This window comes from Sporosarcina sp. P2 (assembly GCF_002743255.1).
In the GTDB taxonomy this organism is placed as follows: domain Bacteria; phylum Bacillota; class Bacilli; order Bacillales_A; family Planococcaceae; genus Sporosarcina.
In genome coordinates this window covers 91,282-113,456 of the sequence record NZ_PDYY01000010.1, presented here as the reverse complement: position 1 = coordinate 113,456, position 22,175 = coordinate 91,282, and the positions used below count along the sequence as shown (strand labels likewise).

Annotated in this window: 21 protein-coding genes and 1 pseudogene; 7 read left to right on the top strand and 15 right to left on the bottom strand. The window is 39.9% G+C overall.

Translation table 11 applies throughout. From position 1 onward, the window contains the following. Positions 1-11 precede the first annotated feature (11 nt). The gene (locus CSV67_RS11670; protein WP_099631760.1) at positions 12-713 is read right to left on the bottom strand and encodes an RluA family pseudouridine synthase; all 702 of its coding nucleotides are present in this window, start codon (positions 711-713) and stop codon (positions 12-14) included. Next, entirely contained in the window at positions 710-1,177 is a 468-nt protein-coding gene (locus CSV67_RS11665) for a low molecular weight protein-tyrosine-phosphatase (RefSeq protein ID WP_099631759.1), read from the bottom strand. Before CSV67_RS11665 ends, CSV67_RS11670 begins: the two co-directional genes overlap by 4 nt. Positions 1,178-1,395: 218 nt before the next feature. On the opposite strand from CSV67_RS11665, the gene CSV67_RS11660 reads away from it, so the two are divergent. Continuing rightward, positions 1,396-1,770, top strand: coding sequence for an SLAP domain-containing protein (locus CSV67_RS11660; protein ID WP_099631758.1), 375 nt, complete (start codon positions 1,396-1,398; stop codon positions 1,768-1,770). Positions 1,771-1,810: 40 nt separating this feature from the next. Here the strand turns inward: CSV67_RS11660 and CSV67_RS11655 are convergent, their stop codons facing one another. Then, complete coding sequence (locus CSV67_RS11655; RefSeq protein ID WP_099631757.1) at positions 1,811-2,527, bottom strand: YebC/PmpR family DNA-binding transcriptional regulator; 717 nt, start codon at positions 2,525-2,527, stop codon at positions 1,811-1,813. A 545-nt stretch (positions 2,528-3,072) separates the two neighbouring features. Here CSV67_RS11655 and CSV67_RS11650 point away from each other — a divergent pair. From CSV67_RS11650 to CSV67_RS11625, 6 genes are all read left to right on the top strand, one after another. Continuing rightward, positions 3,073-3,780, top strand: coding sequence for a phosphoadenylyl-sulfate reductase (locus tag CSV67_RS11650; protein WP_099631756.1), 708 nt, complete (start codon positions 3,073-3,075; stop codon positions 3,778-3,780). 67 nt (positions 3,781-3,847) lie between these two features. Then, entirely contained in the window at positions 3,848-4,990 is a 1,143-nt protein-coding gene (gene sat, locus CSV67_RS11645; protein WP_099631755.1) for a sulfate adenylyltransferase, read from the top strand. 11 nt (positions 4,991-5,001) lie between these two features. Then, on the top strand, positions 5,002-5,598 hold the full coding sequence (gene cysC, locus CSV67_RS11640; RefSeq protein WP_099631754.1) for an adenylyl-sulfate kinase: 597 nt from the start codon (positions 5,002-5,004) through the stop codon (positions 5,596-5,598). Positions 5,599-5,610: 12 nt separating this feature from the next. Beyond that, on the top strand, positions 5,611-6,387 hold the full coding sequence (gene cobA / locus CSV67_RS11635; protein ID WP_099631753.1) for a uroporphyrinogen-III C-methyltransferase: 777 nt from the start codon (positions 5,611-5,613) through the stop codon (positions 6,385-6,387). Continuing rightward, positions 6,384-7,145, top strand: a complete 762-nt coding sequence (locus CSV67_RS11630) for a sirohydrochlorin chelatase (protein ID WP_099631752.1) — start codon at positions 6,384-6,386, stop codon at positions 7,143-7,145. The genes cobA and CSV67_RS11630 overlap by 4 nt, the downstream gene beginning before the upstream one ends. Next, the gene (locus tag CSV67_RS11625; protein ID WP_233192604.1) at positions 7,096-7,761 is read left to right on the top strand and encodes a precorrin-2 dehydrogenase/sirohydrochlorin ferrochelatase family protein; all 666 of its coding nucleotides are present in this window, start codon (positions 7,096-7,098) and stop codon (positions 7,759-7,761) included. Before CSV67_RS11630 ends, CSV67_RS11625 begins: the two co-directional genes overlap by 50 nt. Positions 7,762-7,833: 72 nt before the next feature. Here CSV67_RS11625 and CSV67_RS11620 read toward each other — a convergent pair whose 3' ends face one another. From CSV67_RS11620 to efeO, 12 genes and pseudogenes are all read right to left on the bottom strand, one after another. Continuing rightward, on the bottom strand, positions 7,834-8,178 hold the full coding sequence (locus CSV67_RS11620) for a DUF6568 family protein (protein ID WP_099631750.1): 345 nt from the start codon (positions 8,176-8,178) through the stop codon (positions 7,834-7,836). Positions 8,179-8,286: 108 nt separating this feature from the next. Next, a pseudogene (locus CSV67_RS11615) lies at positions 8,287-8,784 on the bottom strand (P1 family peptidase); the annotation flags it as partial. 155 nt (positions 8,785-8,939) lie between these two features. Beyond that, entirely contained in the window at positions 8,940-9,641 is a 702-nt protein-coding gene (locus tag CSV67_RS11610) for an ABC transporter ATP-binding protein (protein WP_085131671.1), read from the bottom strand. Next, entirely contained in the window at positions 9,634-10,407 is a 774-nt protein-coding gene (locus tag CSV67_RS11605; protein ID WP_099631748.1) for an ABC transporter ATP-binding protein, read from the bottom strand. The genes CSV67_RS11610 and CSV67_RS11605 overlap by 8 nt, the downstream gene beginning before the upstream one ends. Beyond that, the gene (locus tag CSV67_RS11600) at positions 10,379-11,362 is read right to left on the bottom strand and encodes a branched-chain amino acid ABC transporter permease (RefSeq protein WP_099631747.1); all 984 of its coding nucleotides are present in this window, start codon (positions 11,360-11,362) and stop codon (positions 10,379-10,381) included. The genes CSV67_RS11605 and CSV67_RS11600 overlap by 29 nt, the downstream gene beginning before the upstream one ends. Positions 11,363-11,366: 4 nt before the next feature. Then, entirely contained in the window at positions 11,367-12,251 is an 885-nt protein-coding gene (locus tag CSV67_RS11595; RefSeq protein WP_029055115.1) for a branched-chain amino acid ABC transporter permease, read from the bottom strand. 108 nt (positions 12,252-12,359) lie between these two features. Further along, positions 12,360-13,511, bottom strand: coding sequence for an ABC transporter substrate-binding protein (locus CSV67_RS11590; RefSeq protein ID WP_099631746.1), 1,152 nt, complete (start codon positions 13,509-13,511; stop codon positions 12,360-12,362). A 691-nt stretch (positions 13,512-14,202) separates the two neighbouring features. Next, on the bottom strand, positions 14,203-15,927 hold the full coding sequence (cysI, locus tag CSV67_RS11585; RefSeq protein ID WP_099631745.1) for an assimilatory sulfite reductase (NADPH) hemoprotein subunit: 1,725 nt from the start codon (positions 15,925-15,927) through the stop codon (positions 14,203-14,205). A gap of 25 nt (positions 15,928-15,952) precedes the next feature. Continuing rightward, positions 15,953-17,767, bottom strand: a complete 1,815-nt coding sequence (locus CSV67_RS11580) for an assimilatory sulfite reductase (NADPH) flavoprotein subunit (RefSeq protein ID WP_099631802.1) — start codon at positions 17,765-17,767, stop codon at positions 15,953-15,955. A gap of 318 nt (positions 17,768-18,085) precedes the next feature. Further along, positions 18,086-19,837, bottom strand: a complete 1,752-nt coding sequence (locus tag CSV67_RS11575) for an FTR1 family iron permease (RefSeq protein ID WP_233192603.1) — start codon at positions 19,835-19,837, stop codon at positions 18,086-18,088. Next, entirely contained in the window at positions 19,812-21,089 is a 1,278-nt protein-coding gene (gene efeB / locus CSV67_RS11570) for an iron uptake transporter deferrochelatase/peroxidase subunit (protein ID WP_099631744.1), read from the bottom strand. The genes CSV67_RS11575 and efeB overlap by 26 nt, the downstream gene beginning before the upstream one ends. Before the next feature lie 4 nt (positions 21,090-21,093). Beyond that, entirely contained in the window at positions 21,094-21,942 is an 849-nt protein-coding gene (gene efeO, locus CSV67_RS11565; RefSeq protein ID WP_099631743.1) for an iron uptake system protein EfeO, read from the bottom strand. Positions 21,943-22,175 lie beyond the last annotated feature (233 nt).

Below are 22,175 nucleotides of genomic sequence, written 5' to 3'. Positions count from 1 at the left end.
ACCGTTCTTCACTAACCATACGTTTTATAAACTTGATCATGAGTAGAATATAATTCCCAAGGATAAACTCGCGGCGCTTCCGAGGTAAATTGCATCATTTCCTTTGTTGTCGGATGTTCGAATTCTAGTTTGTGCGCCCACAACGCAATCTGTTCGCCACGCCTATTCATTGAACTTCCGTATTTCTGATCACCATAGAGTGGATGGCCTTCTGTGGCCATTTGTACTCGAATTTGATGTGAACGTCCTGTATGTAGACGTACACTTACCAAGCTGTGTTCAATTTTTTTATCAAGTACCTGATATTCCAAACTAGCTACTTTCCCTTCTGGATGATTTGGCTTCACACTATACACTTGATTTTTCAGACGATTCTTGTATAAATAGTGCTGAAGAGTAGATTGTTTTTTTCGAGGCACACCGCGGAGAACTGCTAAGTATTTCCGTTCAATGACGCCACGACGAAGCTGATCAGATAGACGAGATGCTGCTTTGGATGTTTTAGCAAATACCATCACACCGCCAACTGGACGATCAAGACGATGTACTAAGCCAAGATATACATTTCCCGGTTTTTGATAACGTCTTTTAATATCTTGCTTTAATATAGTCAATACGTCTAAGTCTCCGCTCTCATCTTTTTGCACCGGTACGTTGACCGGCTTTTCCACGACTAAGAGATGGTTATCTTCATATAGGATAGGTATCTTCATTTAATGGATGCCTCTTTTTTTATAAGTTCCAATAATGCCTGACAACCTTCAAGCACCAAGTCATATGTTTCCTGAAAATCACCCGTGAAGTACGGATCTGGAACGTCTTTTTGATGACTAGTCAAATCCAAAAAACGGAGCACACGCTGGTGGTCATGATCACCAAATATGTTATGAATATTTCGGACGTTTTCTTCATCCATTCCAATAATATATTCAAATTCCCCTGCATCTTTTATGTTCAACTGACGTCCAGCCATCCCATCTGCCGAAATTTGAAATTCCGCCAGTTTGGACAGCGTTCCTTCATGTGGAGCTTTCCCGACATGCCAATCGCTTGTTCCTGCCGAGTCTACTTCGATGTGATTCTCCAATCGTTCATCATGAATCATCTTACGAAATACACCTTCTGCCATAGGTGAGCGACAAATATTCCCGAGACAAACGAATAATACACGTATCATACGACTCTCTCCCTTTATTATATTTCTATTCTAGTATACATGATTCGATAAATTACTTCATTTTATGTATAATAATCAGCGGCAATTCCGAATACTACGAAATTTATATCTTATACAAGAGAATTAAGTCGTAATTAATATTTATTATTATTCTGTGATATAATAGGACTTAAATATCAATATCTAGGGAACGATATAGGAGAAAGGGGGTCTATCCTATGCATATTGTGTTTGAAAAAACATGGGAAGCTACTTTATCAGAGCAACAAAAACAGGCTTTTATTTATCAATATGAAGCTAAAAGAACTGTACATGAAGAATTTACAGCTACACCTATACTGATAAAGAGAAAACGTAATGGAGGAATAGTCGCTACGGTATTTTTGCAAAATAATCGCGATGAATTATTATCTATCCGTGAAGCTACAGTGTGTGTAGTAAATGAACGTGGAGAAACAGCGGCTGAGGAGACATTTTCACTGTCCCTCGATATTCCACCTTTCGCAGCAACGCCCTGGTCTTTCGTCTTTTTACCAACTTGTGTAGATTCCACTGAAGAACCGACTGATGGATGGAAGGTCACCGTAAAGTAATACATGAAGAAACAGCTGCTCCTTGTGGAACAGCTGTTTTTTATGTTAACTCAACATTATGGTGAACTTGTTGTACATCTTCTAAATCATCGAGTGCATCAATCATTTTTTCAAACTGTTCCTGCGCTTCTGCATCTAATGAAATTTCATTCTGCGCTATCATGGACAACTCTGCTACAGTAAAGTCCGTAATACCGGCTTGACTGAATGCTTCTTGTACTTCATGGAAATGGGAAGGATCAGCGTATACAACTACTTGCCCGTCTTCCTCCTCGATATCGTTTACATCAACGTTTGCTTCCATCAATAACTCCAATACTTCTTCTTCCGTTTTGCCTTCCACACCGATAATCGCAGCGGGATCAAACATATAAGCTACAGAACCACTCACGCCCATATTGCCCCCATTTTTACCAAATGCCGCACGCACTTCGGAAACTGTCCGATTGACGTTATTTGTCAACGCGTCCACGATGACCATTGAGCCATTCGGTCCGAATCCTTCGTAACGAAGTTCATCAAAGTTTTCCTCACCGCCACCTTTTGCCTTTTCGATTGCACGGTCGATGATTGCTTTTGGTACGCTGTACGTTTTTGCACGCTCGAGTACGAATTTCAGTGCTTGATTCGATTCGGGACTTGGATCTCCTGATTTTGCTGCCACATATATTTCACGGCCAAACTTTGCATAGATTCTACTTGTGTTCGCATCTTTAGACGCTTTCTTTTCTTTAATATTATTCCATTTACGTCCCATTGAGTACACACTTCTTCCTTTAGTTTTAATGGTTTGCTACTATTAAGTATACCAATTGCTTTTTTACATGAAAAGTAAAATGATAAATAGACGCGGGTAGACACCGCTGATCTTCGCCCCAAGTGGACATTGGTCTTTTGCTATTTTTCGCCTGTAACGAAGTGTGACTAGCATTAAATTCTTTCAATATACTGCCGCGAAGTACATACCGAAACTAGAAATCTTTTTGGAAGAACCACTATCCAGCCACGCCTGTCGCGGCGGCGTAGCGACGAGCTATCTACTAGCGCCAAAGTGAGGATAATGAACTCTCTACTTACACTGCTAGTGCTATACGAAACTTCTTTCATCCCCCTTAAGAAAAGCTGTTTTAAAAAAACACTATCCATTATTAGTTATTAATTACTATGCAACGGACCTTACACCAATTAATAGGCTCTACTATTTACGCAAATAAATTTTAATCCCTACTATTCTAATTTGCATTGACTATTTTTAATTGTCTGTTAAACTGTTAATAATATAACAGTTAGCGGGGGGATAAAATGATCACATTTGAATCGTGGAAAGATGCACCGGTCTTACCAGAGTTTAAAGCAGACTCCGAGACCAAAGGAGCTTCCGAAGTGTTGCAATGGGCTTATGATCACTACGGAGAAAAGCTAGTCTATGCTTGTAGCTTTGGTATTGAAGGAATTGTATTGATTGAACTGATTTCACGCGTGAAGCCCGATGCCAAAATTGTTTTCTTAGACACGAATTATCATTTCCAAGAAACGTATGACACGATAGAAAAAGTGAAGAAGCGTTATCCTCAACTTCAAATCCATTTGCAACAACCTGGATTGACTATTGAAGAACAGTCAGATCAATATGGAATAGATCTTTGGAAAACCAATCCAAACCAATGCTGTGATTTGCGAAAAATTAAACCATTGGAAGAAGCGATTGCCCCTTCCACTGCTTGGATATCAGGATTACGTCGGGAACAATCTGCCATGAGAAAATCTACGGAGTATCTAAATGTAGATAACCGTTTTAAGAAGATTAAAGTGTGTCCGCTGATTCATTGGACATGGAAAGATGTTTGGCGTTTCGCCCACACACATGAACTGGACTATAATATACTTCATGATCAAGGCTACCCGAGTATTGGGTGCACAAACTGTACAAAACCAGCATTTACTGAAGAAGATATGCGTTCTGGACGCTGGACTGGTAGTGGTAAGACAGAATGTGGACTGCATACGTAAATTTTTTTAACTTAAACCCTAGTATTTCTATATGACTTATTAAAATGAAGAGGATAGGTGTTTACAAATGATAACAATACAACCACATGGCGGTAAGTTAGTTAATTTATATGATCCCACTCTCTCCACTAAGGGATTGCACAAAATAGTCTCAATTGATGCCACATCAGTAAGTGATTTGGAATTAATCGCAACGGGTGCATACAGCCCGCTAACTGGATTTTTAACTTCTGAAGATTATCACGCTGTCGTCAATGATACTCGTCTTGCGGACGGTACGATATGGAGTTTACCTATTACGCTACCCGTAAAAGATAGTTCGCCTTATTCCGTAGGCGATACGGTTTTACTCGACTATCAAGGTGATATATACGGCACACTTGAAATTACGGATATCTTCGAACCTGATCAACAAATTGAAGCAGAAAAAGTTTATAAGACAGCTGACAGAGCACATCCGGGTGTAGCGAAATTACTTGATCGTGGCCATATCTATCTTGGCGGACCGATTAAACTGATTAGACGAATAGAACAGAAAAATTTTGCTGAGTTTTATTTTGATCCTTCTGAAACTCGTCAAGCATTTGAAAATAATGGTTGGAAGACGGTTGTCGGATTCCAAACGCGTAATCCTGTGCATCGTGCGCATGAATATATTCAAAAAACCGCACTCGAAATCGTAGACGCACTTTTGCTCAACCCGCTAGTTGGTGAAACAAAGTCTGACGATATTCCCGCTGATGTACGGATGGAGAGTTATCAAGTATTACTGCGTGACTACTACCCTGAAGATCGCGTGAAGTTGGCTGTCTTCCCTGCCGCAATGCGTTATGCAGGACCACGCGAGGCAATTTTCCATGCTATTGTGCGTAAAAATTATGGTTGTACACACTTTATTGTCGGCCGTGACCATGCAGGTGTTGGAAATTATTATGGTACTTACGAAGCACAAGAAATTTTCTCGAACTTTACAGCGGAAGAAATCGGCATCACGTTACTGTTCTTTGAACATAGTTTCTTCTGTAAAACTTGCGGCAATATGGCAACACCTAAAACTTGCCCGCACTCCAGTGATAACCATGTCATCCTTTCGGGAACTAAAGTACGTGAAATGTTAAAAAACGGAATCTTGCCTCCACCGGAATTCAGTCGCAAAGAAGTGGTTGATGTACTGATCAGTGGATTACAAGAAAAAGAACTGGCAAAGTGAGGGATGATGATATGGCAGAGAACATTGTATGGCATGACCATTTAATTTCAAAAGAAGATCAACGGGCAAAAAATAAACATCATAGCGCAGTACTTTACTTCACCGGCCTATCCGGTTCAGGTAAATCCACGATCGCCAATGCAGCCGCACGCCGGTTGCACGATCTTGGTGCTAACACATATGTACTTGATGGTGATAATGTGCGTCATGGCTTAAATAAGGACCTTGGCTTTTCTGATGAAGCACGTAAAGAAAACATTCGTCGCATTGGGGAAGTCTCGAAGTTATTCATTGACAGCGGACAGCTTGTGTTTACCGCATTCATCTCCCCTTTCCAAGAGGACCGCGACAGCGTCAGACGTTTAGTGGAAGAAGATGAATTTGTTGAAGTGTACATCAGTTGTCCTCTTGATGCTTGCGAGAAACGTGATCCAAAGGGATTATATGAAAAAGCACGTGCGGGTGTCATTCCGGAATTTACCGGGATTTCATCTCCTTATGAAGCACCAGTGAAACCTGAACTTACATTAGAAACTGATCAATATACGATTGAAGAGTGTGTCGAGCAATTAATCGGCTACTTACGCGATAAAAAATGGATTAATTAAGGAGTGAGTAGAATGGGCAAAGTTTGGCTAGTTGGAGCAGGTCCTGGAGATCCTGATTTATTGACCGTCAAAGCAGTGAAAGCTATACAGCAAGCGGATGTAATTCTTTATGACAGACTGATCAATCAAGAGATTTTAACTCATGCGAAGCCCGATGTGGAATTGATTTTTGTAGGCAAACTTCCTAAGCATCATTTTGTTCAGCAGGATATGATCAATTTCTTATTGGTTAAACATGCGAAGCAAGGTAAACAAGTCGTCCGTCTAAAAGGCGGCGATCCCTTTATATTCGGTCGTGGCGGAGAAGAAGCAGCGTTTGTGGTAAAGCATCACATCCCATTCGAAGTGATTCCCGGCATCACGTCCGGAATCGCAGCTCCAGCATATGCAGGAATACCTGTTACCCATCGTGATTACAGCGCTTCGTTTGCAATTGTCACGGGCCATCGTAAAGAAGGTGCCGAAGAGGCTGAGAAATGGCAGGCTCTCGCAAAAGGGATTGATACACTGGCGATTTACATGGGTGTCAGCAATCTTCCGTATATTCAACAACAACTGATTCAGCACGGTAAAGATCCAGATACACCGGTTGCTTTCATTCATTGGGGAACGACAGAGACACAGCATACGGTTACTGCAACGCTTTCCACCATGACGGAAACGGCACGTCTAGAAGAAGTCAAAAATCCGAGTATGATCGTGATCGGTGAAGTGGTTCGCTTGCGTGATGAATTACAGTGGTTTGAAGAATCCAGTAAAGAACGTCGGTTACACGAGGCGATAGTATGAAAGCAATCCTATATATTTGCCACGGCAGCCGCGTAAAGAAAGGACAGCAGGCTGCTTTGGCATTTATTGAGAAAACAATGGAAACCAAAGCGGCCCCTATCCAGGAAGCATGTTTTCTAGAACTCGCCGAACCGTCGATTGCTGACGGTGTTGCACGCTGTATCGCACGAGGTGCAACAGAAATTATAGCTATACCCTTTCTGTTATTGCGCGCAGGTCATGCCAACGTGGATATTCCTACTGAGCTACAGGAAGTCATGATGAATTACCCTGATATTCCTGTTTACTACGGTGATCCGATTGGTGTGGATGAACGTATGGTTGATGTGCTAATCGAACGATTGCATGAAACAACAGAAGTAATTCCTAAGGATGCATCCATTTTATTGATTGGAAGAGGCAGCAGTGACCCTGCTACGAAAGAAGATTTTGCGAAAATCAAAAGAATATTCCAAGAGAAAACCAAGCTTCAAAATGTTCATGTCGGCTATCTAGCAGCTTGCGAGCCTTTTTATGAAAATGAACTTGAACGACTACTAGAACACCAACCTAAAAATCTGTATATTTTACCGTATTTATTATTCACTGGTATTTTAATGAAGTCAATTGAAAGAACACTAAAGAAAACCAAAACAACAACCGCTATTCATCTCTGCCCCGAACTAGGCTATGATCCAGTGATTCATGCGATTCTGAATGAAAGGGCCGATGAAGCAACAGAAAGGAAACGTGGTCTCTATGTTCCCCATCATGCTTGAAAACATGGATGAATCAAATATATTCCTAGTCGGTGGCGGGCACGTCGCGTATCACAAAGTACTCAACCTACATCGTTTCGGTATTCATCCTACTATTATCAGCCCTGAATTCCACCCGTCTTTTGAAAAATTAGAACAACAAGGTACGGTTACGCTCATTAAGAAAGAAGCGGAATGGGAAGATGTTGAAAATGCTTTTCTCACCTTGCTCGTAACAGATGACGAAGCCGTAAATGATCGTCTTGCCAAGCTATTGAAAGAAGCAGGTAAACTAGTCGTTCACGCTTCCAATCCAACATTAGGTACCGCGCAAATTCCAGCAGTCATGACGCGTGGTAAACTGATCGTCAGCGTATCGACAAGTGGAGCAAGTCCTTCATTGGCCAAAAAGATTCGGACCGAAATAGCAGAAACGTATGATGAACGTTATGAAGACTATCTGGACTTCTTGGCAGATGTCAGACACTATGTGAAGCAGTACGTAGCGGATCGTGCAGAGCGTAGGACATGGCTGAAGGAAGCTATTGAGCCCATTTATCTTCATAATACCGAAGAGCGCCAAACATTCCTGAACGAACTGCAGCAAATCTTTCCTTCAGAACAGCTCATTCAGTAAAAATCATATAAATAAAAAAGATCCTTAATTCATGTGCGAATTAAGGACCTTTTTTACAGTGTTTTAGGTTGATTACTTATTCATGAAAGATTTAATTTCTTCTTTAGACATAGAGGAATCACATTTAACGTTTACAGTGTCTCCATTTGTGTAAATGAAGCCAGGTACTGTCGGAATGTCATATTCATTTCGGAAAGCAGAAATGCCTTTCATATCAGCGTTTTCATTACTGTTAACGTAATAGATATGTGCATCTGTTTCTTTGGCTACTTTATTTAGTTTTTCAACGAATATTTGGCAATAAGGACATACGGATTTACCCACATAAATTACAGCCTCTCCATGACCTTTTACTAATTCCTCTGCTCTGGCCGAATCAATTTTATCAAAACCAGCTACATTTTCTTCATAACTCATTTCAAATCCATCTCCTTTCCCTACTATTAGTATTATACCGCATTGTGTAATGACTCAAACAATTCAGCTTATAGGTTCACGTCCATATACTTTTTCAAAGACCTCCTTCATACTATTTCCAGCTCCAACTGCCCCTTCTACGGAAGCATTAGTGGTAGCATCTTTTATGGCAGCAATTGCATGACTTGGTTGAACCACTAATTCACGGATTGAATTCATTCTTCTATCATTGCATTCTCCAACAACCAGATTAATGGTTCCAGTAGTATACCCAATTTCAGGACTTTCCTCCAACATATATTGTAAGGTTCTTTGGGTCACCGCGGGGACTCCAAACGTGTTTGTCAACATAATCGGAGGCTCAATCAAGCCTAATTCATTTACCTGAACGAGCCCAGTTGTTTTTCCAAAACCGTTTAAGACGTAACTTGCGCCTACCACTTTATTCATAAACAGACTGTCGCCATGCGGTAAAATGGCAGTCACGCCTGTAGCTGCGTAATCATCTCCCTGTAATGGATGATCAAGTGTGACATGTCCAACTTTCACGCCTTTTATATCCGTGATACAATTTTTGTTACCCGTTGGAAGACGACCAATGATAATACCTCTATCTCAAACTTTTTTGGATTCGCGCAAGTCCATATTATTCACTCCAAGTTAAAATTTTAATTAAGTAAAGATTTAGTTTTAGACTATTTTTCTCTATTTTAATAAAAATAAAAAAAGGCAGCAAAGTTCTACTGCCTTTTCAATCTTGATTAATGACCTAAATAGGCTTTCTTAATCGTATCATCTTGCAATAATTCTTTAGCAGTACCAGAAGCAACTACCTTCCCATTTTCAAGTACATAACCATGATCTGCTACTTTTAATGCTTGGCGCGCATTTTGTTCAACAAGTAATACAGTGGTACCAGCTTCATTAATCTCTTTAATAATTTTAAATATATCTGCAACGATTATCGGTGCTAGACCCATTGAAGGTTCATCTAGTAAAAGAAGCTTTGGCCTAGACATAATCACTCTGGCAATCGCTAACATTTGTTGTTGCCCACCTGAAAGTGTACCACCGTATTGTTCTTTTCTTTCTCTCAGAATCGGAAAGCGATCCATCACCTTTTCAATATCCGCGCTAACTTCTGAATCACTTCGGTGATATGCACCCATTTCCAAGTTTTCTAAAACAGTCATTGTTGCCAAAATACCTCGACCTTCTGGAACAAGTGCTAAACCATTTCTTAAAAGCTGGTCTGGTCGACGGCCTGTAACGTCTTTCCCTAAATAATGGATTGTACCTTCTTTAGGTTTTAAAAGCCCAGCGATGGTATTCATCATCGTCGTCTTACCAGCACCATTGGCACCTAAAATCGTTACGATTGTTCCTTCTTCTACAGCTATATCTATACTTTTTAACGCTTGAATTTTACCATAAAAGGTACTGATGTTATCTAGTTTAAGCAAGCTCATCTTCCTCCTCAACCCCGAGGTAGGCTTCAATTACTTCTTTATTGTTTTGAATACTGCTCGGTGTACCTTCTGCAATTTTTTTACCAAAGTTCAAAACGATAATTCTACTACAAACACGCATCACTAGTGGCATATCATGTTCGATAAGTAACACTGTAATATCTAACGTTTGGATTTTTTTAATTAAATTAAATAAATCATTCGTTTCTTTTTCGTTCATCCCAGCTGCTGGTTCATCAAGAAGAATTAACTTTGGTCTACTTGCTAAAGCTCTTGCGATTTCTAATCTCCGCTGCGCACCGTATGAAAGGTTTTTTGCAATTGTTTCCTTGTCATCCGCTAAGCCAACAACTTCTAGTATCTCATCTGCAGTCGCCAAAACTCTAGCTTCTTCTGCTTTTTGAGCTTTCGTACGAAAAACACTTTGCATCACATTAGTTTTTAGTCGGCAATGATTACCTACCATAACATTTTCACGTACTGTTAAGTCAGAAAACAGACGGATATTTTGAAATGTACGGCAAATACCTTTTTCTGTAATTTGATGCGGCTTCAGATTTGAAAGTGGATTACCGATAAACGATATTTCACCAGAACTAGGAGGATACATAGCTGTAATCATATTAAACATCGTCGTCTTTCCAGCACCATTAGGCCCAATTAAACCAAGAATTTCGCCTTCTTCCACTGAAAATGAGACATCGGTTAAAGCTTGGATACCACCGAAATTTTTACTGATCTTCTTTATTTCCAGTACCATGCTTTTTCTCCCCTTTCTTCTTAGGTCTTAATCGTTTAAATCGGTTCATCATATTCACATCGATAATTCCTTGTGGACGGAACGCCATCATAAGAACAAGAAGCGCACCATAAATCATAAATCGATATTCGTTGATAAAACGTAAGAATTCCGGCATTGCAGATAAGAACACAGCTCCGAATATGGATCCCCATATAACTTCGCTTCCGCCAAAAATAGAGAAAATCAATATTTCTACTGCTCTGTGATAATCAAAGTCTGATGGGCTAATGTACGCCATTAAATGGGCATATAATGCGCCTGCAAATCCTGCTAACATTGCGCCTTGACCGAAAGCTAATACTTTGTAATAAGTAATATTAATACCCATTGCTTCTGATGCTTCTTCATCCATTTTAATAGCGGAGAAAGCACGTCCAATTCTAGAATTATTTTGTCTCACGAAGAACCAAATGACAGAAATCGTTATAATAAGTAAGACAAAAAAGACAGCTAAACTTATGAACTGGTTGTTTTTCAACCCAAACATATCAGGTTCTATTCCTATAATTTTACTTATACTAAGTATTTCTCTTCCAAGATGCGGAATGCCTGATAAGCCAATTGCACCGTTTGTTAAACCATCCCAGTTAATGAAAAGAACTCGAACGACTTCACCAAACCCAAGTGTTGCAATAGCGAGATAAACACCTTGTAATCTTAAAGCCGGTATACCAATTAATGTCCCAACAATCCCTGTAAAGATAGCAGCTATAATGACACCGAGTACAAGCGGCATATTATAATTAAGCGTTAGAATTGCTGTTGTGTACGCGCCTATACTCATAAAACCTGCATGACCAAGTGATAATTGTCCCGTTCCAAGCGTTATGTATATACTAACAGCCAGAATAATATTAATTAAAATAAAAGAAATAACTTGTAGATAATATGGGTTTATTAATTCGCCTAACATCTAATCAACCCTTTCTCCCAGTTGTAGCTGTTCCAAAGATTCCTTGTGGTCGTACGATTAAAATAACAATGATAGCGATAAACGCAACAGCATCACGATAACCTGAATCTCCATATGCTACGATAAATGTTTCAGCCATCCCTAAAATCAAACCACCTACCATGGCTCCTCTAACATTACCTAAACCACCTAAAATAATAATAGCTAATCCTTTAAGTCCGAAAGATAAACCCATTTGGGGGTTAACAGAGTTGAAAGCAATTCCCACTAAAATTCCAGCAATTCCACCCATTGCTGATGCAATAATAACAGTTTGCGTTATCGTTCTCTTCGTATTTACACCGAGAAGACTTGCTACTGCCAAGTTTTCCGCGCTCGCACGTAATGCTTTTCCTGCTTTTGTTTTAGATAACCAAAAAGTAAGCCCAAACATTAGTAAAATAGCAATAACGAAAATAATAATTTGAACGTAGTAAACTGTTGTTGATCCTAAAACGAATTTTAATTCCGAAAGTGATGTACGGAATGGTTGGTTACCTGAACCAAAAAAGTGATGTGCAACGTTCTCAAGAAAAATAGAAACACCGATTGTACTTATTAAAGGCGCAAGATGTGAGACACCTTCTTTCCCTCGTAATGGTCTTAGCGCAAATGTTTCGAGAAAATAGCCTAAAATTCCCGTCACTACAATGGCTACAACAAATGCAATATATAATGGCCAACCCAATATATTCGTGACAACGACGCCCATAAATGCTCCGAACATAAAGATTTCCCCGTGCCCCATGTTTACTACGTTCAACACACCAAATACGAGCGTGTAACCTAGCGCAACAATGACATAAATACTCCCTAATGTTAAACCATTTATTAATTGTTCAATTAGCAATAGTACTCCTCCTTCTTCATTTTCGACTTGTATGATTAATCTTATTTTTCGTAAGTCATTTAGGAAAACAATAAGGCTGGGAAAATCCCCAGCCCCTCTCCTAAAAAATTATTCAAATACTACGTATTCGTCATCTTCAATAATTAAAACAGTTGGCTCCATAATAATGTCACCGTCTTCATCAAATGACATATTTCCTAGAACGCCTTCAAAATCTTTAATTTCAGCAAGTGCATCACGAATCGCATCACGATCTGCTTCACCAGCATTTTTAATTGCTTCAGCCATTACATAAAAACCATCATATGCTTGTGCTGCGAACTGGTCCGGCTCCATACCGTAAGCTGCTTTATAATCTTCAACAAACTTTTTAACTTTCTCGTTGTCTTTCTTAGCGAACCAAGGAGTTGCAACGATTAAACCATTTGCAGCATCGCCAGCAATTTTAATAACTTCCGGTGAGTTAAAACCATTACCGCCAACGAATGGTACGTCAATTCCCATTTTGCGAGCTTGATCAAGAATTACTGCGCCTTCATTATAAAGAGCAGAAGCTAAAACTAAGTCTGGATTTAGGCTCTTAATTTTTGTTAATTGTGCTTTATAATCAGATTGTCCTAATTGGAAAGTTTCTGTTGTTAAAACTTCCAAATCCAAATCTTCAGCAACTTGCTTCATCGTGTCATATCCTGCTTTTGTGAATACATCATCATTTCCATATAAAATAGCAACTTTTTTCGCGCCATATTTATCAATAGCTTTCTGCACAGATGCAGGAATTGCTAATGTCTCAGGAATTGAATTTCTGAATACATATTCTCCAAGTTGTGGAATACCTTCAGCTGTGTTTGACGTACCTAGAATCGGAACACCGTTTAAATCTGCTTCTGGTCCAACAATTTGCATTTCAGTACTTAAAGTAGGTCCAATAATTGCATCTACATTTTCTGAGTTCATTAATTTTTGTGCAACTGATAATGCTTCTTCTTGTTTACCAGCAGAGTCTTCAATCTTCAACTCGATGTCCACTTCTCCTAGTTCAGTAATTTCTTTGTGTGCAAGATTAATTCCGTTTGTAATCGCTTCACCATAACTAGCACCTGGACCAGTTAAGTATGAAATAACGCCTACTTTTGCTTTTACAACATCACCAGAATCTGCACTTTCAGTATCATCTGTTGATGAGTTTCCACATGCAGCTAACATTACTAATGTGAAAGCCATTAAAACTGTAAACAAGAGTTTACTTCTTTTACTCATTCTACCCAGCCCCCTATTTGATTGAAATTTCAATCACTGAGAATTACACAACTCTCAATAATTTGTTAGTTATATCATTTGGCATTTTCATTTGTCACAACTCTGGTTATCTTATGACTCATCGTATATGAGCTTCTGTTGTCACGTGACAAAATAGTGATATAACTAATATTTTGATTATACCCTACTATTATTAGTATAGGGTGTAATATTTCCAATATTAAAAACTTTCTATCGGATTAGAGTTATTCATTTCTCAATTGAAGATAATGTGAATTATTTTGATGAACTAGATTTATCCACTTATGGCTATCTTCGCAGCGAGTTGTTACGGTACACTCTCTACTATTATTAATCTCGCTATATTAGATGGTTTCACTGTTGCAGAAGCAGTCCGATAGCCGGACTAATTACCGCAGAAAAGACAATTACAGAAAGAAGCGTAAAGTATAGCATAAGAATACTCCTTATCTATTGATAATTTGGCCCGTTTATGGAATAACCTACTTCTCTTATTTGTACGCTCTATCACATAATGAGTTTCACTTTTCTCACAACTTCCATTACAGTTCATCGAGTACACCAATCCTAAACTCTTTCTCTACTATATACATACAATTCACTTCTACGAAATTTTTCAAAACATAAAAAAGAGCAGCTAGTTTTTACTCTAGCTGCTCTACTTATTTAATCACACCGTATGGAAATTGGTGCCGTCCGTAGTTTCTGCCACAATGCCAGCACGTATCACAAAGTCTCCGAAGTGCTCTCCGTCATCGCGTTCTTTCGCATAACGTTTTAATATAGGTCCTAATTCACTTAAGATCTCTTCTTCTCCAATATTTTCACGGTAGATCTTGCTCAAGCGTTGTCCCGAAAAACCGCCACCTAAATACATATTGTACTTGCCGGGTCCTTTACCGATGAAACCTAGTTCCGCTATCGCTGGACGTGCACAACCATTCGGGCAACCTGTCATACGCGTTACGATCTCTTCATCCCCTAGCCCTGCCTCGTCGAGCAAGCCTTCGATTTTCGTGATCAATGAAGGTAGATATCGCTCGGCCTCCGCCATCGCTAATCCACAAGTCGGTAGCGATACACATGCCATAGAGTTCTTACGCAGCGCTGACTGCTCTGTTGGTGATTCTAACCCGTATTTCGCAATAATTTCTTCTATATTCTTTTTATTTGAATCCGCTACATCACCTAACACTAAGTTTTGATTCGGACTCAAGCGGAAATCACCTGTGTGGATCTCTGCAATTTCACGAAGTGCGGTCATCAATTTATAGTTTTCTGTATCACGCACTCGACCGTTTTCAATAAAGAATGTATAATTCCAGCGATCATTTTCTGCTGCAACCCATCCATAGCGATCTCCGTTATGGTCAAAGTGATAAGGGCGTGTTTCTTCCAACTCCCAGCCTAGACGGCTATGAAGTTCGCTGACTAGCCAATCTAATCCTCGAGAATCAATTGTATACTTAAATCGTGCATATTTTCGTACAGAACGGTTTCCATTGTCACGCTGGATCATCATCAAGTGCTTCGCTACCTCCACCACTTGATCAGCAGGCACAAAACCGATTAAGCGTGCTAACTGCGGATACGTCTGCTCATCGCCATGCGCCATTCCCATGCCGCCACCTACCGCAACGTTGAAGCCGACTAATTTTTCATTTTCTACTATCGCAATTAATCCAATGTCTTGAGAAAATACATCAATATCATTCATTGGAGGTACCGCTATTCCAATTTTGAACTTTCTAGGCAAATAGGTCGCACCATAGATTGGCTCTACTTCTTCCCCTGCCGTATCCACAACTTTTTCCTCATCCAACCAAATTTCATGATAAGCCGTTGTTTGTGGCAACAAGTCTAAGCTTAATCGCTTCGACCACTCATATATTTCCGTGTGAACCGATGACTGATTCGGATTCGGACTGCACATGACGTTTCGGTTGACGTCACCACAAGCGGCGATAGAATCCAGTAATGCATCATTCATTTCCTGGATATTTTTTTTCATATTCCATTTCAAAATACCATGCATTTGGAACGCTTGGCGTGTTGTTAACTTTAATGTTCCATTACCATATTTATGTGCCAATTCATCCATAACCAGCCATTGTTTTGGCGTGGCAAAGCCAGCTGGTGTCCGCACGCGGATCATGAACTGATAGGCAGGCTCTAATTTTTGGCGCTGACGCTCGACCCGCAGATCTCGGTCATCTTGCAAATAACTGCCGTGGAATTTCATCAGACGGTTATCATCATCTGGAATTCCGGAACTGATAGAGTCATTCATCGTTTCAATGAGACTACCACGCAAGTAATCACTTTTAATTTTAATTTCTTCTACATCACTCGGCGCTCCATCTTGTATATGGATTGGTTTTGTTGTTGAAGACATGCTCCCACACTTCCTTTCAAATTACTTAATAGACATCTCGCTGATAGCGTTTCTCTTGAACTAACTGTGTGATGAATTGTTCGGCTTCTTCAAGTGATTTGCCGACTTCTTGTTGAAGAATTTCCAGCAAAGTCGCGTGGACGTCTTTTGCCATGTTCTGTTCATCACCACATACATAAATCACTGCACCTTCTTCAATCCATTGATACAGTTCTTGACTCGCTTGTTTCATACGATGTTGTACATATACTTTTTCATCCGTATCACGTGAAAAAGCTACATCGAGGCGTGTTAACGTGCCATCCTTCACGTAATTTTGCCACTCCGTTTGATAATAGAAATCGGTCACATAATGCTGATCTCCAAAGAACAACCAAGACTTTCCTTCCGCTCCTGTTTCACTACGTTCTTCAATGAATGAACGGAATGGCGCGATACCCGTCCCTGGCCCTATCATAATAATCGGTGTTTCCGAATTAGGTGGTAAACGGAAATTATCATTTTTATGGATATAAATCGTCAATGTATCTCCCGGCTCAAGATTTTCTGCACATTGGATAGAACACACGCCTTGTCTGTCGCGACCATGCGCTTCGTAACGAACAGCACCAATTGTCAGATGCACTTCTTCAGGGTTCGCTTCTAGGCTACTGGCAATTGAATATAATCTTGCTGGCAATTTACGAAGAATTCCCACCAGTTGTTGTTCTGAAGCTTCTACTGGTCCAAAGTCCGTTAATGCATCGTATAAGTCCCGTCCATCGACATACGCACGAAGCTCATCCGCATTTTGCTTATTTAGGAGTCGCTTCAACTCTTCTGACTTAGAGTAATTAGTCAGTTTTTCAAGTAGCGGTTTAGTTACTACGGTAATCTCTAAGTGATGAAGTAATGCGATACGTAAAGCACGGCGTTCCCCTTTTGAGTTGATTTCCACTGTTTCTTCTGCATTCCAGCTTCCTAACTTAATAATCTCATCGACTAAGTCGGAATTATTTGTTGGGAAAATCCCTACACTGTCACCCGGCTTATATGTCAATCCCGATCCTTCTAATGAAATCTCCACATGACGCGTCTCTTTATTAGAACCTCGACCGTTTAGATTAATATTTTCAAGTACTTCTGCATTAAACGGATTGGTGCGTGAGTACTGAGTAGATGATGGGCTTTCCACTTCTACACTAGCTGCAGCCGATTGACCGCCAGATTGAATTTCTAACGACACTTCCACCGCTGATAGCCACTGCGCTGCCGGTTCATCATAATCTAAATCACAATCTACTCGTGGAGCTAACTGAACTGCGCCTAGTTCGGATAGTTTCTGATCAAAATCAGCGCCTGTTTTACAGAAAAATTCGTACGAGCTATCGCCAAGTGCCAATACGGAATAATGGAGATGATCTAGTTTCGGAGCACGTTTTCCATGCAAAAACTCATAGAATGGCAACGCTGTATCAGGTGGATCTCCTTCTCCATGCGTACTGACGACCAGTAATAGATTTTCGATTTTCTTCAAATTATTCGGCTTGAAATCATTCATAGACTGGATTGTCACATCAAAAGATTGTTCTTTTAACTTGGCTGCCGCCTGTTCAGCGATTCCCTGTCCCTTACCTGTTTGTGAGCCATAAAGAACAGTTATTTCTTTTACTGCCAACGGGACTTCGCTAGCAGGACGTTCTAATACAACAACACTAGCAGATGATACTGAAGCTGTGCTGACAGCTGTTAAATACCCACTTAACCAACTTTGCTGTGTTTCTGTGATGCTCGGTAATAAACGATTGAGCAATTCTACTTGTTCTTCACTAAAAGGACTATTCGATACTTGTAACGCCATATTCATCACCCTCGCAACCTCTTATTTTATTATTGCATCATGTTGCAGAAAATCTGACTAGACTGACAACTTTCTTTAAGATGGCTTCATTGTATTACGATTATTCCTATTAGTCAAGTAGGCTTTTGATGCGGAGTGTGGCATCTATAGTAATAGTACAAATTGATAGTTTTTCCTTGTGGTGAATTGCACTTCGAAAGGACAGTCTCCCTTCGAAATCACTAGTTAACCTACTACAACTATTAGCAAAAACTTTGAACTTAGAAACACGTAAAAGAATGCCCTGTTGAAGTACAATAACTTCTAGGACATTCTAGTTTAGTAATTCGAAAGTTGTACGCTGGAGCGGTTACCTGCTTTTCGTATCCAGGCAGCCACTAAGATGATGACTAGTAAACCAAGTTGTGCCGTAATCGTTTCATTGGTCGGATAAAAACCAATAAAGTCAATAATCGGCAACCCGGGTTGCACCGTTGAGTTGATCACGTTCGTCAACTGTAACGTATGCAGACTGACACCAATAATCTTGAAAGCAAGTACATAAATTAATATCGTCGCCACTGCGAAGAAGCGATGGATTGGAATTCGATGGCTGAGCTTCATGAGGATAACTGCGACGACCGCCAATATGACAACCGCTAGCAATATCCCCAACACAAATTCCGCAGTAGACATTTTTGGCGCAATTCCTGCATAAAAGACCATTGTTTCTGCACCTTCTCTAAATACAGAAAGAAAGCTAACCGAAGCCATAGCGAGTATGCTACCTTTTGAAATTGCCTGTCCCATTTGTCTAGATATATAACGATTCCACGAGGCGACAGTAGATTTTTGATGCATCCAAATCCCGACACCGATCATCAGTGCTGCAGCAATGAGACCAACATAGCCTTCCATCATTTCACGATTATTGCCAATCGTGACAGAATGCAATACCGTAGATATCATAATCGCTACTACGACACTAAGCGTCATGCCAGCACCCACTCCAACATACACCCATTTACGCATAGCTTGTTGATTAGCATTCGTTAAGAATGATAATAGTGCCATAATAATCAACAACGCTTCTAGACCTTCACGTAATAAGATCAGTGCTGAATCCCAGAAACTGAAACCGTCATTTGTTTGCAATAAGGCAATTTGCTGTTTGAAATTTTTTAACTGATACACAGCCTTGTCAAGGTTATATCCACTATTAGACAATTGACCAATCATCATAGGCAGTTCATTTTCAAGTTCTGTATAAAGAGAGGCATTTTTCGTACGTACTTCCCCTTCCACATTCGGCCAAATTTTAATGAACTCGCTCAATGATTTCTTCGCTTCAACAAGCTCTCCATTTCGCACTGATTCTGAGCTTTCATCTAGTAGTGCAATCAATGTGGTCAAAGAATAGTCTTCAGTCGCTGTCTCTTTCAACGTCCCAGAGACGAACTGGTCTACCGTGACGGTTAATTCATCAAACTGCGTCCGCAACAGATCAAGATCAGGTTCTTCTTCCGCTAACGCGATTCTCATGAATGCCATACTCGTTTCAATTGCACCATATGCTGAAATACTTTGCTCTCGCACTGGACGTTCATTGCGTGTCCAAGTAGAAATGAACTGCTGATTCGCCTCTTCGATTTCTTCTAGCGAACCTAACTTAATAGCCTGATTCAATTCAGCAAGTGCCGGTTCCATCAATTTACCGAATTCTTCTCGCTCTGCTTGTTCATCAACTGGATTTTCCGACTTTTCCAATTCATGTACCGCCTTAGATAATGAACTCAATAGCACTCCGCGTGTTTCCGAGTCAGCTTGTATTGTTTTTTTTAACGTTTTATCGATTTCCAACGTGTACTCCGAACTCTCTAGATTCTGTTGTTTCCAAATCGTTTCGAATTCTCGTAAAGATGTCAGTGCCGCCGCATCGTTTGCTTTCTTAGTTTGCATAATGGAATCACTGATAGAAATATACAGATCACTATAATTTGTTTCTGTATCGGCAATTGCTGGACGAATCGGCATGAATGCAATAATCAACAGTACTGCAATCCATCTATATAATCGAGAAGAGTGAGTCACCGATAAAGCCTCCCTTTTGGATCCCAGGGAAGCAGGCGAATAACGCACTGCCGCGATGAGTAATATATTCATTTAATTTATCTTTACGACCAAAACTGTTTTGGATTGCAATAAATTGTTCAGGATCTTTTTGGAACGAAATAAACAATAAACCCGCATCGAATGTACCTGTTGAATCCATGACACCGGAACTATAAGAGAATGAACGACGATAGATCTTCTGTTTGGTCTTTTTAGCCAGTCGAACATGAGAATTTTCAGAAATAATATACGCACCGTTTGTATCCTTTTCATCCAAGTCTACTTCGTCCATCTCTTTTTCTTTACCTAATGGCGCCCCCGTATCACGATGGCGGCCAAATGTCGCTTCTTGTTCCTGCAGTGCTGTTCTGTCCCATGTTTCCAAATGCATCTGCACTCGACGGACAGCCATGTACGTGCCATTGGTCATCCAATCTTTTGATTGACCGGCATCAACCCAAGCAACTTCATTCATTTCGGATTCTCTGGATCCATTCGGATTGACAGAACCATCTTTAAACGCAAATAAGTTTCTTGGCGTCTCTTTTTTCTTCCCCTTCATTGGGTAAGAATTAAAGCCTGCCTGTGTCCATTTCAATGATACTTTTCCTGAAGCTGCACGTACTAAGTTTCGAACAGCATGAAATGCAACTTGCGGGTCATCTGCACATGCTTGAATACAAATATCTCCTCCTGTATATGCAGGATCTAGTTGATCTTTCGGGAAGTGAGGTAAATCTTTCAGTTCAGCAGGCTTTTTTGACGCTAAACCTAGTGACTCTTTTTCAAATAGTGACGGACCAACACCAAACGTCAATGTTAAATTTGAAGCATCTAACCCGACTACTTCCCCCGTATCTTTTGATGGAATGAGCATATTGGAGGTCTGACCATCAATCTGTTCGCCATTCATCAGGCGTACAGCAATGGGAGTCCACATTTTAAAAAGATCCATCAATTCCTGTTGTGAATTCACCAAGACATGTAACGAAGCAAAATATATGTAACTTTGGCATTCAGTCGCGATTCCGGATTGGTGCTTTCCATAAAAATTAATCTTATTCTTCGAGCGTGGATTATCTTCCTCCTCAGCCATTCCAAACACTTTGAAAACACCGCCAAGACCCGATGCTCCGATCGCAACACCAGCAGCACCTGCACCTGTATATTTCAACATTTGACGACGTGAAATTTTCTTTTCATAGAATCTTTCTTCAGTTCGGTCCGTCATAAAATCACTCCGTTACGATGCCCATCATACTTAATGGTTCACCTAATTGATTTACCGCTTCTGATAGCGATTTTGTATCTTCCTTTGTTAATTCTTCATAGGATATATAGCCGCCATTTTCATCTTCATATTCGGCAAGTAGACTATTAATGGTTTGGAATTTAGTTTCGAGTTCATCGACTAGTTGCTGATCTTTCGCTGCCATCTTATCCTTAAGAATTTCATAGATTTTTTCTGCACCTTCAATATTTGCTTTAAAGTCATATAGATCGGTGTGAGAATAAATTTCTTCTTCACCAGTTATTTTAGAAGTAGAAACTTCATTCAGTAAATCGACTGCTCCAGTGATCATTAAATCAGGCGATACTTCAACTGTTTCTACACGTGCACGCAGTTCTTTTGCATCCTTAAGCAATTGGTCGGCAACATCTTCGTATCCTTCAATTGTATTTTCCACCCATAGACCGTACTCAATTTTATGATAGCCAGACCATTCCTCTTCTCCCTGACCCTGTTCTTGAACATCTGCCAGACGTGCATCGATTCGTGGATCCAAGTCTCCGAAACTTTCCGCAATTGGTTCAGAGCGTTCAAAATACATTCTAGCTACAGGATAGATTTTCTTTGCTTCTTCTAAATCACCCGCCTTAACAGCCGTGACAAATTTTTCTGTGTTTATAACGAATTCATCCATTTGTTCAAGCGCAAATTCTTTATATGCATCAGTTTCAGCAGTTAAGTCGACTTCTTCAGTCGCTACTGGCGTTTTTTCGACAGATTCTTCAGCTGCCCCGCAACCTGATAGTAGAATTCCTGTTGTTAAAGCGAAAGCTGTTACTAGTGTTTGTTTCATATTTCTTCCTACTTCCCACAGTTTAATTTTATGTTTTCAATGATAATCGTTCTCAAATGAATGTCAATAGGCAATTAAAGGATAAATATGTATCTTTCTAGTATTTATTGTGTTTTTAGAAAATATACGAGATACTATATTTAACTAGATAATTTCTGTGAGAACCTTTTCATTCCTGATATTCTGTAACATATAATGTGTTTATTAGTCCACTTAGTAACTATTATGAAAGG